This window comes from Geomicrobium sp. JSM 1781026 (assembly GCF_041949955.1).
Taxonomy (GTDB): Bacteria; Bacillota; Bacilli; order Bacillales; family Marinococcaceae; genus Geomicrobium_A.
This window is the reverse complement of the sequence record NZ_JBHFQF010000011.1, coordinates 86231-100881: the sequence shown is the minus strand read 5'-3', so window position 1 is coordinate 100881 and position 14651 is coordinate 86231. Positions and strand designations below refer to the sequence as shown.

At 46.5% G+C, this 14651-nt stretch carries 17 protein-coding genes; all 17 read right to left on the bottom strand.

The window, feature by feature from the left end; translation table 11 throughout:
• Positions 1 to 616: 616 nt before the first annotated feature.
• Positions 617 to 2068, bottom strand: a complete 1452-nt coding sequence (nagE, locus tag ACE1TF_RS17730) for an N-acetylglucosamine-specific PTS transporter subunit IIBC (protein WP_375018775.1) — start codon at positions 2066 to 2068, stop codon at positions 617 to 619.
• Positions 2069 to 2120: 52 nt separating this feature from the next.
• Positions 2121 to 2945: a PRD domain-containing protein gene (locus ACE1TF_RS17725; RefSeq protein WP_375018773.1), complete on the bottom strand. Its 825-nt coding sequence runs from the start codon at positions 2943 to 2945 to the stop codon at positions 2121 to 2123.
• 35 nt (positions 2946 to 2980) lie between these two features.
• Positions 2981 to 3466 (bottom strand): PTS sugar transporter subunit IIA, encoded by a 486-nt coding sequence (locus ACE1TF_RS17720; RefSeq protein ID WP_375018771.1) that lies wholly within the window; start codon positions 3464 to 3466, stop codon positions 2981 to 2983.
• Between the two features lie 171 nt (positions 3467 to 3637).
• Positions 3638 to 4258 carry a bifunctional phosphoribosyl-AMP cyclohydrolase/phosphoribosyl-ATP diphosphatase HisIE gene (hisIE, locus tag ACE1TF_RS17715; protein ID WP_375018769.1) on the bottom strand — a complete coding sequence of 207 codons (621 nt, stop codon included), beginning with the start codon at positions 4256 to 4258 and terminating at the stop codon, positions 3638 to 3640.
• Entirely contained in the window at positions 4255 to 5013 is a 759-nt protein-coding gene (hisF, locus tag ACE1TF_RS17710; protein WP_375018767.1) for an imidazole glycerol phosphate synthase subunit HisF, read from the bottom strand. Before hisF ends, hisIE begins: the two co-directional genes overlap by 4 nt.
• Positions 4995 to 5744 (bottom strand): 1-(5-phosphoribosyl)-5-[(5-phosphoribosylamino)methylideneamino]imidazole-4-carboxamide isomerase, encoded by a 750-nt coding sequence (gene hisA, locus ACE1TF_RS17705; RefSeq protein WP_375018765.1) that lies wholly within the window; start codon positions 5742 to 5744, stop codon positions 4995 to 4997. The genes hisF and hisA overlap by 19 nt, the downstream gene beginning before the upstream one ends.
• Positions 5741 to 6385 carry an imidazole glycerol phosphate synthase subunit HisH gene (gene hisH / locus ACE1TF_RS17700; protein ID WP_375018763.1) on the bottom strand — a complete coding sequence of 215 codons (645 nt, stop codon included), beginning with the start codon at positions 6383 to 6385 and terminating at the stop codon, positions 5741 to 5743. Before hisH ends, hisA begins: the two co-directional genes overlap by 4 nt.
• A complete protein-coding gene (hisB, locus tag ACE1TF_RS17695; protein ID WP_375018761.1) occupies positions 6386 to 6976 on the bottom strand; it encodes an imidazoleglycerol-phosphate dehydratase HisB in 591 nt (196 codons plus the stop codon).
• The gene (gene hisD, locus ACE1TF_RS17690) at positions 6969 to 8264 is read right to left on the bottom strand and encodes a histidinol dehydrogenase (protein ID WP_375018759.1); all 1296 of its coding nucleotides are present in this window, start codon (positions 8262 to 8264) and stop codon (positions 6969 to 6971) included. Before hisD ends, hisB begins: the two co-directional genes overlap by 8 nt.
• The gene (hisG, locus tag ACE1TF_RS17685) at positions 8261 to 8875 is read right to left on the bottom strand and encodes an ATP phosphoribosyltransferase (protein WP_375018779.1); all 615 of its coding nucleotides are present in this window, start codon (positions 8873 to 8875) and stop codon (positions 8261 to 8263) included. Before hisG ends, hisD begins: the two co-directional genes overlap by 4 nt.
• A gap of 23 nt (positions 8876 to 8898) precedes the next feature.
• Positions 8899 to 10077, bottom strand: coding sequence for an ATP phosphoribosyltransferase regulatory subunit (locus tag ACE1TF_RS17680; protein WP_375018757.1), 1179 nt, complete (start codon positions 10075 to 10077; stop codon positions 8899 to 8901).
• Positions 10078 to 10228: 151 nt separating this feature from the next.
• A complete protein-coding gene (locus ACE1TF_RS17675; RefSeq protein ID WP_375018755.1) occupies positions 10229 to 10729 on the bottom strand; it encodes a hypothetical protein in 501 nt (166 codons plus the stop codon).
• A gap of 22 nt (positions 10730 to 10751) precedes the next feature.
• Positions 10752 to 11237 carry an acyltransferase gene (locus ACE1TF_RS17670; protein WP_375018753.1) on the bottom strand — a complete coding sequence of 162 codons (486 nt, stop codon included), beginning with the start codon at positions 11235 to 11237 and terminating at the stop codon, positions 10752 to 10754.
• Position 11238: 1 nt separating this feature from the next.
• Positions 11239 to 11883 (bottom strand): pyrophosphatase PpaX, encoded by a 645-nt coding sequence (gene ppaX, locus ACE1TF_RS17665; RefSeq protein WP_375018751.1) that lies wholly within the window; start codon positions 11881 to 11883, stop codon positions 11239 to 11241.
• Positions 11855 to 12823, bottom strand: a complete 969-nt coding sequence (locus tag ACE1TF_RS17660) for a nucleoside recognition domain-containing protein (protein WP_375018749.1) — start codon at positions 12821 to 12823, stop codon at positions 11855 to 11857. Before ACE1TF_RS17660 ends, ppaX begins: the two co-directional genes overlap by 29 nt.
• Before the next feature lie 17 nt (positions 12824 to 12840).
• Entirely contained in the window at positions 12841 to 13695 is an 855-nt protein-coding gene (gene lgt / locus ACE1TF_RS17655) for a prolipoprotein diacylglyceryl transferase (RefSeq protein ID WP_042398024.1), read from the bottom strand.
• 21 nt (positions 13696 to 13716) lie between these two features.
• The gene (gene hprK / locus ACE1TF_RS17650) at positions 13717 to 14649 is read right to left on the bottom strand and encodes an HPr(Ser) kinase/phosphatase (RefSeq protein ID WP_042425020.1); all 933 of its coding nucleotides are present in this window, start codon (positions 14647 to 14649) and stop codon (positions 13717 to 13719) included.
• Positions 14650 to 14651: the final 2 nt, after the last annotated feature.

Here is a 14651-nt window from a genome sequence, read left to right as displayed (position 1 = left end):
AACCGGTACGTCCATTTCCTCAGATACTTGGCGAGGCGTACGTCCTTCTTCAACGACTAGCTTTGAAAGATGCTCTCGATATTGTTGAGATACATGTTTTTTTCCCATAAGTTCTTCCACGCTCCTCCTGTATTCCTTTCATTATACAAGACGCTCATTATTGCGTGTCCACTTTTTATACTAACTCTAATACAGCCGTCAAAACGAGCAATTCAGGCGCACAACTGTCACGTATATCGCGCTATGTGACAGTTGACCCCGTTTATGTGCAGATCCATCTTTAAAATGGTGACTTTTCCTTCCTAAGTTCCTCATAAATGAATGTATGAGGAACTTGAACTTCTTTCTATACACGTTAGCGAGCAGACAAAATAGGCGAACCGATGTTGAACTTATGGTCTGAACCGCGTAGCAGATACAACGAGCACAAGTGGAGCGCAGTGTGAGGCGATGTCGCCCTTGTACTCTGGATCATAGGTATCTGCCTATAATAGAAAACCACAAACCACAGCCCAAATTAGGAAGATCTTAAGATCATCCTATATAGAATCCAGACGCACTCTCCGAGTAACTACAAAAACCTAACCTGGGCAGGTTAGGTTTTTGTAAAATGCACTTATTCCTTTTCTCTCAGGCGATTTACTTCATCGGCGACGAATTGGACATCGGTTCCGACAATGACTTGAATGCTATGCTTGCCGACAACATTGACGCCTGGTACACCTGTTGCTTTGATGCGGTCTTGATTGACGTTGTCCATATCTTTCACTTCGACTCTCAGGCGAGTGGTGCAATAGTCAATGCTATCAACGTTCTCCACCCCACCGAGTCCACTATAAATGCTAGCTGCCATCGTGGCATGATGATCATCTTCGGTCGTTGTGTCTTGAACAGATTCCTCTTGCCCTTCCAAAGCAGCTTCGTCACGACCTGGTGTTTTTAAGTTCAACTTGACGATTAAGAAGCGGAAGATGACATAATACAATACAGCGAAGAACAACCCTTGAAGAAGCAGCATATACGGCTGACTGGCAATTGGGTTCGTAAAGGAAAGCACATAATCCAAGAATCCAGCGCTAAAGCCAAACCCTGACGTCCACTCAAACGAGGCGGCAATGAATAAGGAAAAGCCTGTTAATGCGGCGTGAACGACATATAACAACGGCGCTAAAAACATAAATGAAAATTCTAGTGGCTCGGTCACTCCTGTAAAGAAAGAGGTGAACGCCAATGCCATTAAAAGTGAAGCGGCTTGCTTCTTTCGTGCAGTATCAGCGGTATGATACATCGCAAGCGCCGCTGCTGGTAAACCGAACATCATGATCGGAAAGAACCCAGCTTGGTATCGACCGGTAATGCCTTGAATACCTTCACTTGCTAAAAATCTACCTATATCGTTAATGCCTGCGACATCAAACCAGAAAACAGAATTTAATGCGTGATGCAACCCTGTTGGGATAAGCAAACGGTTAAAGAATCCGTACAAGCCTGCCCCTGTTGCCCCAAGATTACTGATTCCTGTGCCTAATGCAACGAGCCACGTATAAACGACCGGCCAAACGAAGAACATGACACCGGCCACGGCGACCATTGCGGCAGCTGACATGATTGGTGCCAACCTTTTTCCACTGAAAAAGGAAAGCGCGGAGTGGAGCTTCACTTCACTGAATCGGTTGTACATCGCTGCGGTAACGATGCCGGTAATAATCCCAATAAATACGTTATCGCTATTTTCAAAAGCGGCATTGACGTTCTCTATACCTGTTCCTTGTAAGTCTGCCACGACGTCGGTCGATAGTAGTTGTGTAATGACTAAGTATCCGACGAGCCCGCTCAGTGCAGCAGCCCCGTGCTTATCTTTTGAAAGGCCGATGGCAATCCCTACCGCAAACAATATACCTAAGTGATCCAAAATGGCCGTACCTGCAGATAATAAAAAAGCACCAGCAGCATTTCCTTCCCAAATTCGGTCAATCCAGTTCCCCACCCCGGCGAGTATTGCCGCTGCCGGAAGAACAGCTACCGGCAGCATTAACGACCGACCGAGGCTCTGAACCTTTTTCATCATCGTAAATCCCCCTTACTAATATGAGTAAAATTCAGAAAACTACCAAATGGTTCTACTCTGTATTTCTGAGTCGCTCGATATGCAACGCAATATAGCACAACTCGTCTTCAGGCAACGTGATATCGTATTTGCTTGCTAACGTTTTCGCGACCTCTTCGGCACATTGGTGCGAAACTTTAAATTTTCGTTTAATCATTTGTTGCATTTCTTTATCCATCGCGTGTGCTGTCTGGTCATACGTTCTCGCGAGCGCAAACCGTAAGTGTGTAATCAGCCGTTCATAGGATATGGCGTCCTCAGCAAAAGAGAGGTGTAAATTGGATTTGATAATTTCAACCATATCTCTTAGCATTGACGTTTGCCGAACGGTTTCTTGCACATTCCCCGCTTTGAACTTCATCGTGTGGATGTGTAACGCGATAAATGCCGCTTCATCAATTGGCATCTGGACGTTAATCTCATCTTTTATAAACCCAATCGCCCACAAACCAATTTGATACTCGGCTTTGTACAAGATTTTTATCTCATTTAACAGTTTATTTTTTAGGTGAATGCCTTGGGCTTCACGTTCAATGGCAAAAGAGATGTGATCCGTCAATGCGAGCAAGATTTGATCGTGTAATGTTGTTTTCAACTGCTTCTCTGCATGAGCAATAATTTCTTTGGAAATATGAAAATGTTCTTGTGGAATATGAACGAGCAATTCTTGTAATTTTTCATGTTCTTTTAGCACAAAGAGTTTCTCGATCTTCTCTTCAGAGATGGGATCGTGTTTTCGTTTATTAAAACCAACACCGTTGCCAATGGCGATCTGCTCCTGCTCGTCTTCGTCAACAATAATAACAGCGTTGTTATTCAACACTTTTATGATTTTCATTGTCGGCATCACCTCCTCACTTCTTTGTTTAGCCATTACGCCCGCGTCATAATTGTCGTTTCCCCACCTTTAGCCTCTGCATGCTCACTCATGACAAACTCATCCTTCTCATTTGCTTTTTCCGTGATGACGACGGGGGTAATCATACTGCTTGCATGTTCCTCAATGTACGCTAAGTCACACTCTAGTAATAGCTCTCCCACCTCTACCTGATCGCCGACACTCGCATGCACAGTAAATCCTTTTCCTGCTAGTGCCACCGTTTCAAGACCTACATGAATGAGTACTTCTGTGCCATCTTCTGTTTTTAAGCCAATGGCATGTTTGGAGTCAGGCACGTGTAACACAACCCCTGTGACCGGTGCGACGACCCGACCGTCCTTTGGCCAAATCGCGACGCCATCGCCCATCATCTTTTCACTAAACACAGGGTCGGGAACGTCTTCGATCGGTACGATACGACCATTCATCGGCGACAAAACGGCGAAGTCATTCGATTTTTTGAATAGCTTCTTGAACATTTTCAACTCTCCTCCTACGAAAAAAGGCATGGTGGAATTAGCCAGACCGAAAAAGCCCGAGCAAATGTTCCACCATGCCTAATCGAATTAGTCACATGCGTTCCGTATTTATTTGATTGCCAAAATCTTATCATTCGTTCTTTATGTTGTCAATTGGCATTAATCAAACGTTTATTTATGACGTTCTTTCAACGTTTCCAAGATTTCTTCTACTTTTACTCCTTGTTCCTCTAATAAGACGAGCCAATGGAATAAGAAGTCGGCACTTTCCCATCGGAGCTCTTTTGCATCCCGATTTTTGGCAGCGATAATGATCTCAGCCGCTTCTTCGCCGACTTTCTTTAAAATCTTATCCACGCCTTCATCGAACAGATACGTTGTGTATGACCCTTCTGGTCGTGTTTCTTGACGCTCTTTGATCGTTTGCTGGAGTTCTCTCAATATGGAAAAATCATTCATTGTGGACGGTTCATCAAATACCAACGAGTCGTTAAAACAACTGTATGAACCCGTATGACAAGCAGGGCCTGACGGACTTACGAGAACGACGAGACTATCTGCGTCACAATCATAGCGCACGTCTCGGACAGATTGCACGTTGCCTGACGTCGCCCCCTTATGCCAAAGTTCTTGGCGGCTACGACTCCAAAACCACGTCTCTTTCGTGTCCAGTGTCTTCTTCAACGATTCCTCGCTCATATAGGCAAGTGTGAGCACGTCTTTCGTCAATTCATCTTGCACAATCGCTGGAATTAATCCATCTTCTCCCCAGCGAAGATCGGCAATGTTCATCGCACATTCACCCCTTTTTCCCGCAACGTTTCTTTCACTTCAGCAACCGACGTCTCTTTATAATGAAACACCGAAGCGGCAAGCGCTGCGTCAGCATCTGCCTGTAAAAAAACGTCAGCAAAGTCTTCTCGCTTCCCAGCGCCACCGGAAGCAATGACAGGAACTGTCACGACACTGTTCACCGCTCGCGTGAGCGCAATGTCAAAGCCGGTTTTCGCCCCGTCTTGGTCCATGCTCGTTAAAAGAATTTCTCCAGCCCCTTGCCGGACCGCTTCTTTCACCCAATCAGTCACTTCCCATTCGGTCGGCTTCCTTCCGCCGTGCGTATACACACGCCAAGAGGACAATCCTTCATCCCACTTGGCATCGATCGCGACGACGATACATTGCGACCCAAAGAAATTAGCGCCTTCACGAATCAACGCCGGTCGAAGAACCGCTGCTGTGTTTAACGACACTTTATCAGCACCTGCGCGTAAAATGACCCGCATATCGTCGACGCTATTGATCCCGCCGCCGACGGTGAACGGAATAGCGAGTGTGCCGGCAACTTCACGCACGACATCCACCATCGTTTTCCGACCTTCGTGAGACGCTGAAATGTCTAGAAACACGAGCTCATCCGCACTTTGCTCATCGTAGAACGCAGCAAGCTCAACCGGGTCACCCGCGTCACGCAAATCAACAAACTGTACCCCTTTCACGACGCGGCCATCCTTCACATCCAAACACGGAATCAATCGCTTTGTGAGCACGACTCGGCCACCTCTTTCAACGCTTCCTCAAGATCAATGGCCCCAGTATACAGCGCCTTTCCGATAATTGCACCCACAACACCTGCACCTTGCAACGTCAACAGCTTCCTTACATCACTGAGCGTGGACACACCTCCAGAAGTAATCACACCCGCCCCACTCGCCCGGGCAAGCTGCTCATTCGCTTCAATGTTCGGCCCTTCCATCATGCCGTCTTTTTGTATATCTGTAAAAATAAAGGTGAGAGCTCCTGCCTCGTGCATCTCGCGTGCGACATCTTCAACCATCGCCTCTGACGATTCCAGCCAACCATTGACGGCGACATGCCCATTTCGGGCGTCAAGACCAATAACAATTTGACCGGGGTACTTGGAAAGCATCTCTTTCGCAAACGTTGGATTTGAGATGGCGACCGATCCGAGAATCACGCGGGCAGCGCCCGCTTGTAAATAATCTTCGATATCCGAAGCCGTTCGAATGCCGCCGCCAATTTGTACAGAAAGGTTTGTATGGCGGATCACTTCAATAATCTTCTCATGATTTACTGGTTTCTTTTCACGCGCACCATCGAGATCGACGATATGCACCCACTTTGCACCTGCTTGCTCGAATTCTCGAGCGACGGTTAGCGGGGAGTCATGATAGATGGTTTCGTCGTCATAGTTTCCTTGTTTCAAGCGTACGCAGTTGCCGCCGCGGACGTCGATGGCGGGATAGATGTCAAAGCTCATTGGTTGCTCGCCTGCCTTTCTTGTACATACGTCACGTAGTTGCGTAACAGTTGCATGCCGAGATCACTGCTTTTCTCAGGGTGGAATTGGGTGCCAAATACGTGATTTCTACCGACGATCGCTGGCACATCGCCATCGTACTCGGCAGTGGCGATGACGACTTCACTCGTCGTCGCTTCAACGACATAAGAGTGGACGAAATACACGTGTCCCGGTTCTGTGTCTCGCACGAGCGGATGCTCGGGTTGAGTGTAGTTGAGCTTGTTCCAACCCATGTGCGGAACTTTGTACCGCCTGCCTGCACGTGTTTTGCCACGAAATCGAACCGCTTGACCTGGCAAGAGGCTAAGTCCAGCTGTACGTCCGTGCTCTTCACTTTCCTCAAAGAGCAGCTGCATTCCTAGACAAATGCCGAGCAGTGGTTTTTCATCGGCAACCCACGTCTTTAACCACGGGGTTAAGCGTCGCTCATCCAATATTTTCATCGCATCTGCAAACGCTCCGACACCAGGCAAAATAAGACCTGCACAATCGGCGAGTTCTTCACGGTCTCCACTTACTACGTACGGCACGTTGAGCCGCTCAAGCGCTTTGGACACACTGTGCAAATTGCCCATCCCGTAGTCGACAATTCCGATCATTTACAACATCCCTTTCGTTGACGGAATGCCTTTTACCCGCTCGTCATAGCTTGTCGCTTCTGCAAGCGCACGCGCGAGTGCTTTAAAGATTGCTTCAATAATGTGGTGTGTGTTCCAACCGTAATGAACATTCACATGCACATTCATGCGCGCTTCGATCGCCAACTTCCATAGAAACTCTCGCACAAGTTCGGTATCAAACGTTCCAACCTTTGCCGCACCAATTTCTCCTCGAAGCTCCAAGTGAGGCCGGTTGCTTAAGTCAACGACAACGTGGGCAAGGGCGTCATCCATCGGGACGAACGCACTGCCATAACGGCGAATGCCTTGTTTATCTCCAAGGGCGTCTTTAAGAGCGATTCCTAAACAGATGCCGATGTCTTCGGTCGTATGATGATCGTCCACTTCCGTATCTCCAGTCGCTTCGACCGTAAGGTTCACATGACCATGCTTTTGAAAAAGATCGAGCATATGGCTAAGAAAGGGGACGGGTGTCTGAATGTTCCCTCCCCCTTGCCCATCAAGCTGAAGGTGAAGGGCAATGTTTGTCTCACCGGTTTTCCGTGTGACTTCGGCTTTTCGTTCACTCATCGTCATCCCGCTCCTTACGTTTTCGAATCTCTACCGCTCGGGCATGGGCTTCAAACCCTTCAACTCGCGCCAGTGCAGTAATGTGCTGACTGTTATCTACGAGCGCCTTTTTGCTATAGTGAATCACACTTGATTTTTTCATAAAATCATCGACCGATAGCGGACTCGAAAACCGCGCTGTGCCGTTCGTTGGCAACACATGGTTCGTCCCGGCAAAATAATCCCCGACCGCTTCTGCACTGTATTCACCGAGGAAAATGGCGCCTGCATGTTTGATACTTCCTAACCATTCGAACGGTTGCTCAGTGAGCACCTCCAAATGTTCAGGCGCAAGCGTGTTCACGACGTCTACTGCTTGTTTTATTGAGTCGGTCACGTAAATGGCACCATAATCGGCAATCGCTTGTCTTGCAATCGTTTCGCGAGGCAAACCTTGAAGTTGTCTTTCTACTTGCTCTCTCACTTGTGTAGCGAGCGATTCGGAATTCGTCACAAGAATAGCACTTGCCTGAACATCATGCTCGGCTTGAGATAACAAGTCAGCGGCAATATAATCGGCGCGTGCCGATTCATCAGCAAGCACGACAATCTCACTCGGCCCAGCAATCATGTCAATATCGACGTGACCGTATACTTCTCGCTTAGCGGCAGCGACGAATTGATTCCCAGGCCCAACAATCTTATCCACCGGTTCGAGGCTTTCAGTCCCGTATGCTAAAACTGCAATGGCTTGCGCCCCACCGGCTTTGACAATCGTTTGAATGCCGAGTTCAGCTGCTGCGACGAGAACAGCGGGGTGGAGCTGGCCGTTTTCGTCTGGAGGTGACGCCATCACAATTCGCTCTACCCCGGCGACGAGTGCTGGGATCGTATCCATGAGGATTGTTGACGGGTACGCCGCCGTTCCACCTGGAACATAAATTCCTGCGGAGTCGAGAGGTGTCACTTTTTGGCCGAGCATCGTACCGTCTTCTCGCGTCATCATCCATGACTTTTGTTGTTGGTGTCCATGGTATTCACGAATGTTTTTTGCTGCTTTTTGAATGGCCGTGACCACATCACAGTCAACACGTTCATAAGCAGACCGAACTTCGTCCGCTGATACAAAAAGATCAGTCAAATCAGCACCATCAAACGTTTTCGTATACGCGAACACCGCCTCGTCTCCTCGCTGGCGTACGTCCTGAATAATCGTTCTCACAGACTCCGTTACCAACGCTTGGTTCCCGTCTTCACCGTATCGTTTTAATGTTAACGGACGACTCGTGTCTACGTATTCAATCTTCATTGCTGCCCCTCCTCGATGATCTGTTGCAACCGATGGATAATGTCATCAATCTGCTGATCTTTCATGCGGTAGCTGACAGGGTTTACAATGAGGCGCGAAGTGACTGCCTCCATTGTTTCTAATTCTAACAGCCCGTTTTCTTTCAGTGTTCTTCCCGTTGATACAATATCAACAATTCGTTCAGCGAGTCCGACGAGCGGAGCCAGTTCGATCGATCCGTTCAACCGAATCACTTCGACTTGTTCTCCTTGCTCTTTAAAATATTGTGTTGCAACGTTCGGATACTTTGTCGCTACTTTCGGGGCCACTTCCCCCCGCTTCGTTCCCGGTAAACCTGCAACCGCGAGATAGCAACTGCTAATTTTCAAATCTAGAACTTCATAAACGTCTCTTTGCTCTTCGAGCAACACATCTTTTCCGGCAACGCCAATGTCGGCGACGCCGTGTTCTACATAGGTCGGTACATCCATCGGTTTTGCGAGAAAAAACTTCATGCCTGCTTCTTTTGCTTCAACGATGAGCTTGCGGCCAGCTGACAATTCATCGGGCAATGAATAACCTGCTTTTCTTAATAGATCGGCAGCTTCTTCAAAAATTCTTCCTTTCGGCATTGCAATTGTAATCCAGTCTTTATTCACGAGGAACGGCCTCCAATCAACTGCAGCGTATCGGTATATTGCGACGTAAACTGATCGAGGTCCATGACCCCAGCCACGTTTTGTAGAACGACGCTCTGACCGGTTTTACGCAATGATTGTGCTTGCTGGAAAGCTTCTTGTTGTCTTTCTTTGCTAAACAAAATAAGCGTCGTTTTTTCGCTAGTTGGCGGTTCAACATGATCGAGTGCTTCGACGAGACGGTCCAGGCGCAAGCCAAAGCCGGTTGCGCTTGCCTCTCTTCCGAATTTTGGTAGCAATTCATCATAACGACCCCCACTCCCAAGCGGAAACCCGAGATCAAACGCATAGCTTTCAAACACAACACCTGTGTAATAATCAATGTGCATGACGAGGTTCAAGTCAATATTCATATACTCCGAGACGCCGTAGCTTTCTAACACATGCCAAACGTCTTTAATTTCTTCCAATGAACGCAACGCTTCTGGACTCGTGACGAGCGTTTTCGCCGTATCCAATACTTCTAACCCACCGCGTAATGATAACAATTGCAACAAACGATTTTTCTCTAAGGAGGAGACAGACAATTGCTCTACACGCTGTTTGAACCCTACATAATTTTTTTCATATAAGTATTGCTTTAATTCTGCTACACCTTGGCCTTGACCGACAATTTCTTTAAATAGTGCATTCATAAAGCCGATATGACCAAATGCAATACGAAAACCATCAAGTCCGGTTCGCTTTAAAGAGAAGGCCATGAGCGCCATCGCTTCTCCGTCGGCATTCATCGTCCGGTCTCCAATGAGCTCGACCCCGTACTGTTGGAACTCAGCAGGACGCCCTCCTTCATTCACTTGAGCCCGATACAAGTACGTATTGTAGGAAAGTCGTAGTGGAAATGGCATTTCTTGCAGACCAGAACTTGCCACGCGCGCGATCGGTGCGGTCATATCTGGGCGCAGCACTAACGTACGGCCCTCTTTATCCAATAGCTTAAACAACTTTGCATCATGGATGGCAGACGCAGCACCAACGGTTTCATAGTATTCAAGAGCAGGCGTATGTAGCATGTTGTACCCCCAAAGGCGCACTTCTGCATCAATCGCTTCCTCGATGTCTTTCGTCCGATTAAAAAGTGGAGGTAGCGTATCATTCATTCCGAGCGGTTTCTCAAACATAAATGGATTCGACATGGAGATATCCCCCAGTTACAGGATTTTTTACTTTAGTTTGTTAGAGCGATAACACATTAAAGATATTGTAGAGTTTACACTTATTCGTGAATTTCGTCAATGAACATATACAAAAAGCTTGCTGTTGTTTATGTACAACAGCAAGCTTTTTTTAGACCGCCGCTCCGTCTAATCTTTTTTCGTTATTGCGAATAACAAACGTAAAGATGGAGCCGAGTGCGCCCAACGTTAAGATAGTAAATACGAACATAACGACGTAGCTATCGCTGTATTTTTTAAACAGGTGGAAAAATGCAAACAGTGTGAAACCAGTTAATGCTAACCCTAACGGAATCGTAATAATGAATGCGAATGGAATGAAAGAACTAATGAATCCAAACATGAAGTTTGCAGCCATGAGCCCAATTAATATCCACGGTAGCGCTTCGCGCATCCCTGAACCTAGACGATCTTTAACTAACACTGCAAGTAAGTAGTATTGTGCGTAAGGAATAAATGCGAGCCATGCGTAATCGATGCCTTCCCGTTGCCCCATTTTAAATAGACCAAAAGCAAGGAATAAATACAGGACGATCGCCATTATAAATATTACAACAATAAACACACCTAAAAACGCGAGAATCCCGAGAATAAAGCTTTCTTCAGCCGTCATACGAACACCTCCTTTCTATTCGTTATTTAGGAGTAATGACTTGCATCGGATTACCACCAACAAATGCTCCGGGTGCGACATCTTTATGAACGAGTGTCGCTGCCGACACAATCGCTCCATCCCCAATCGTTACGCCAGGTAAGATGAGAGAGTTTGCACCAATCATCACATTGCTGCCAATGACGACGTCTCCTATCCGGTATTCATCAATCAAATATTCGTGCGCTAAAATTGTCGTCGAAAAACCGATAATCGTATTGCTCCCGACCGTAATTCGCTCCGGGTACATCACATCAGGAGTTACTTTTAGCGCGAACGATGTACGCTCACCGACGTTCATCTTTAGAAGGCGACGGTACATCCAATTTTTCACACGTAAAAATGGCGTTACCCGACTCACTTCAATGACGATGAAGTTTTTGACTACTTTCCAAAAAGACACCGTTTTATACATATGCCAAAGTGAGTTGTCTTTTTCCACTGGGTAACGTTGTGTGTTTCTTCCCATGTTATTCGACTCCTAAAATGTTCAATAGATCCCGCATATCATTCAGTACATAGTCAGGGTGCAGTGCCTTCACTTCATCTAACCCGCGGACCGCCCAGCTTACAGCAGCTGTCGCTGTTCCCGCTCGCTTCCCTCCATCAATATCATGCGTATTGTCGCCAACCATAAGCGTTTGTGCAGGCTGACTGCCGAGCGCTTGCATCGCTTTCTTTAATGGTTCTGGATGCGGTTTTACATGCTCAACATCATCAAAAGTTACAATCGTCGAAAAATACGGCTTCAAACCGGTAATCTCCAAACCTCGCTCCGTCGTTGTTTTCCTTTTTGTCGTCACAACGCCTAACTTAAACCCCGCCTCAAACAGCCTTGATATGGCTTCGCGAACCCCTTCGTATTCTTTTAATAGTTCGTCATGATGTCGGTGGTTATGTTCAATGTACATCGCAATCATTTCTTCTGCACGTTCGACATCAAGGCGTTGGAACGTATCATTGAGCGAAGGCCCGATAAACGGAAGGATTTCAGTTCTTGAGTACTCCCCTGGATAATAATGCCCTAACGTATGTTCGAACGAAGAAATAATTAATTCATTGCTGTCTACGAGTGTTCCATCCAAATCAAAAAGCACCGTATCGACTGTTCTCATGAACAACAGCCTCCTTTTGTTCATTTTTCTTTTCTGAGCGATTCCAGAAATAGGCAACGACCATCGTCAGAAGGATGGCGGTTACTAAACGAATAGCTAGTAACGGAAGGACTGGAATGCCGAGTGGTATGAATATGAGCGTATCCTCTACAATGGCGTGACAAGCGACAAGAAAGATGACGACGAGATAAACATCTTTCTTTTTTACGCCGTTTTTCTTCACTTCCTCAATCATCACCCCTGCTCCAAGGGCAAGTCCGAAAAACAATCCAGAAGCAAGCGTTGTCGATGTATTCGGAGCGATTCCGAGTAAGCGAGTGAAAGGAAGCATCTTATGAGAGAACCACTCGAGTAACTTAAGGTCTCGCATTACTTGAATAAGAAGCATGATTGGAAAGACGAAAACAGCGAGCTGTAAAATTCCCATCGTAGCTGCTGTTAAACCCTCAAACGCTATTCCTGCCACACTTGTAGGCTCAACCGTTTCAGGTGATTGCAACATGCCATATTGTGCAATTTCTTGCCCACCTTGCCAAAGCCAGTTGATCATGACCGCAGCAAACAACGCCAACCCAATACGAACGAGCAAAATGACAGAAATTCTTACTCCGAGTTTCGTTGCTACTGCCGATTCAACGATGAGGTTATGACTAAATGACAACATAACAGCAAGAATGAAGACTTCTTTTACAGTGAGCTCCAGTGAAAGGATCGCACCGATCCCTGCGTACAAATTAAGAAAGTTCCCAAGTACGAGAGGGATGGCGGCCTCTCCAGGCAATCCAAGCCACCCCATCACTGGAGCGATTTGCCGGGCAATCCAGTCCAAAACCGGTGTATGTGATAGAACCGTGATGAGAAACGTGATCGGAAAGATGATTTTTGCGAGCATCCAAGTTGTCTTCAGTCCAGACATCAGACCTTGTTTTAACGTTTTCATCCGCTTCCTCAATTCATTTATTTCTTTTTATGGTTATTCTTCTTGTTCGTTTTCTCGTCATCATCTTTGTAGCGAACATCCGAAAGACCTGCTTTTCTTCGATAGATTAAGACAGCAACAGCACCAATAATGAGCACAATCGATAACACTTGGGCTGTGCGCAACAAATCAAAGATCATCAGACTGTCGGTCCGCAAACCTTCTATAAATAGTCGCCCAAAGGAATACCAGATCACATAAGTGAGGAACAGCTCACCACGACGTAAGTTCACACGGCGTAAGTACAAGAGTATGGCAACACCGATCAAACTCCAAAGTGATTCGTATAAGAACGTCGGGTGGTAATACGTGCCATCGATGTACATCTGGTTAATGATGAACTCAGGCAACATGAGGTTCTCAAGAAACTGGCGTGACACTTCCCCACCATGTGCTTCTTGATTCATAAAGTTACCCCAACGTCCAATTGCTTGGCCTAAAAGGATACTTGGCGCGGTAATATCGGCAAGTTTCCAAAACGATACTCCTCGTTTCTTCGCAAAGACGATGGCTGTAATAACGGCACCGATGAGAGCACCGTGAATGGCAAGGCCGCCTTCCCAAATGGCAATAATTTGCCCAGGGTTTTCCAAGTAATAATCCAGTCGAAAAAGTACGTAGTACAAGCGGGCACTCACAATGGAAATAGGGACTGCCCAAATTAACAAGTCTAAAAGTAGCTCTGAATGTAGTCCTCTTCGTTTCGCTTCATGATTCGCGAGTAAAAATGCGAGAAGTCCACCGAGCATAATGATCAACCCATACCAATAAATGGGCCATCCAAATATTTCAATGGCTACCGGATTTAGTGGCTGAACCGAATAAAACAGCATACGCTCACCTCTTAATTATTTTTATTCATCTTTATCGTAGTCTTCAATAACATCCATCAACTTGTTCGAGAATTCCTGTGCTGCATTAATGCCCATCCGTTTCAGCCGGAAGTTCATGGCAGCTACTTCAACGATAACCGCTAAGTTTCGCCCAGGGCGAACAGGAATTGTATATTTAGGTATTTCACTTTCTAGAATTTGTAACTTATCTTCATCGATGCCAAGACGATCATAAGCTTTTGTCTCATCCCAAATTTCTAAGTGTACATTTAACGTAATTCGTTTAAACGGTCGGACGGCGCCGGCGCCAAATAGTGTCATGACGTCAATGATGCCAAGTCCACGGATTTCCAACAGATGGCGAATAAGGTCAGGCGCTCTCCCCATGAGTGTATCCGCATGCTGTTGACTAATTTCTACCGAATCATCGGCAACGAGTCGATGCCCTCTACGCACGAGATCAAGAGCCGTCTCACTTTTACCAACACCACTTGCACCAGTAATAAGAACGCCGATTCCGTATATGTCGACTAACACACCATGAACAGCCGTTGTGTCCGCTAGTTGTGCTTCGAGGAAGTTCGTCACCATACTGATGAGTCGAGTCGTTGTCATATCTGCTCGCATAATCGGTACACCTGAGCGTTCAGATGCTTTTTTTAATTCTTCCGGCGCTTCGAGACCTCTGGAAATAATGACCCCAGGTGTGTTGGCTGTGCACAGCTTGTCCATTCTTTCAGCTTTCTGGTCGGCAGTGAGTCGTTCTAAAAACGTTAGCTCCGTTCTACCTAACAATTGCAATCGCCGACGAGGATAATATGTAAAGAAACCAGCCATTTCCATACCCGGCCTAGAAATATCACTCGTTGTAATCGGACGGTAAATTCCATCCTCTCCACCGAGAAGTTCTAACGAGAAGCGATCGATCAAGTCTTTCGCCGTTACTTTTGACATCG

Coding starts and splice junctions, on each gene's coding strand:
- nagE (WP_375018775.1), bottom strand. CDS start 2,068: ATGATGAAAAAGGTTCAGAGCCTCGGTCGGTCGTTAATGCTGCCGGTA.
- ACE1TF_RS17725 (WP_375018773.1), bottom strand. CDS start 2,945: ATGAAAATCATAAAAGTGTTGAATAACAACGCTGTTATTATTGTTGAC.
- ACE1TF_RS17720 (WP_375018771.1), bottom strand. CDS start 3,466: ATGTTCAAGAAGCTATTCAAAAAATCGAATGACTTCGCCGTTTTGTCG.
- hisIE (WP_375018769.1), bottom strand. CDS start 4,258: ATGAACATTGCCGATCTTCGCTGGGGAGAAGATGGATTAATTCCAGCG.
- hisA (WP_375018765.1), bottom strand. CDS start 5,744: ATGAGCTTTGACATCTATCCCGCCATCGACGTCCGCGGCGGCAACTGC.
- hisH (WP_375018763.1), bottom strand. CDS start 6,385: ATGATCGGAATTGTCGACTACGGGATGGGCAATTTGCACAGTGTGTCC.
- hisB (WP_375018761.1), bottom strand. CDS start 6,976: ATGAGTGAACGAAAAGCCGAAGTCACACGGAAAACCGGTGAGACAAAC.
- hisD (WP_375018759.1), bottom strand. CDS start 8,264: ATGAAGATTGAATACGTAGACACGAGTCGTCCGTTAACATTAAAACGA.
- hisG (WP_375018779.1), bottom strand. CDS start 8,875: ATGCCGAAAGGAAGAATTTTTGAAGAAGCTGCCGATCTATTAAGAAAA.
- ACE1TF_RS17680 (WP_375018757.1), bottom strand. CDS start 10,077: ATGTCGAATCCATTTATGTTTGAGAAACCGCTCGGAATGAATGATACG.
- ACE1TF_RS17675 (WP_375018755.1), bottom strand. CDS start 10,729: ATGACGGCTGAAGAAAGCTTTATTCTCGGGATTCTCGCGTTTTTAGGT.
- ACE1TF_RS17670 (WP_375018753.1), bottom strand. CDS start 11,237: ATGGGAAGAAACACACAACGTTACCCAGTGGAAAAAGACAACTCACTT.
- ppaX (WP_375018751.1), bottom strand. CDS start 11,883: ATGAGAACAGTCGATACGGTGCTTTTTGATTTGGATGGAACACTCGTA.
- ACE1TF_RS17660 (WP_375018749.1), bottom strand. CDS start 12,823: ATGAAAACGTTAAAACAAGGTCTGATGTCTGGACTGAAGACAACTTGG.
- lgt (WP_042398024.1), bottom strand. CDS start 13,695: ATGCTGTTTTATTCGGTTCAGCCACTAAATCCGGTAGCCATTGAAATA.
- hprK (WP_042425020.1), bottom strand. CDS start 14,649: ATGTCAAAAGTAACGGCGAAAGACTTGATCGATCGCTTCTCGTTAGAA.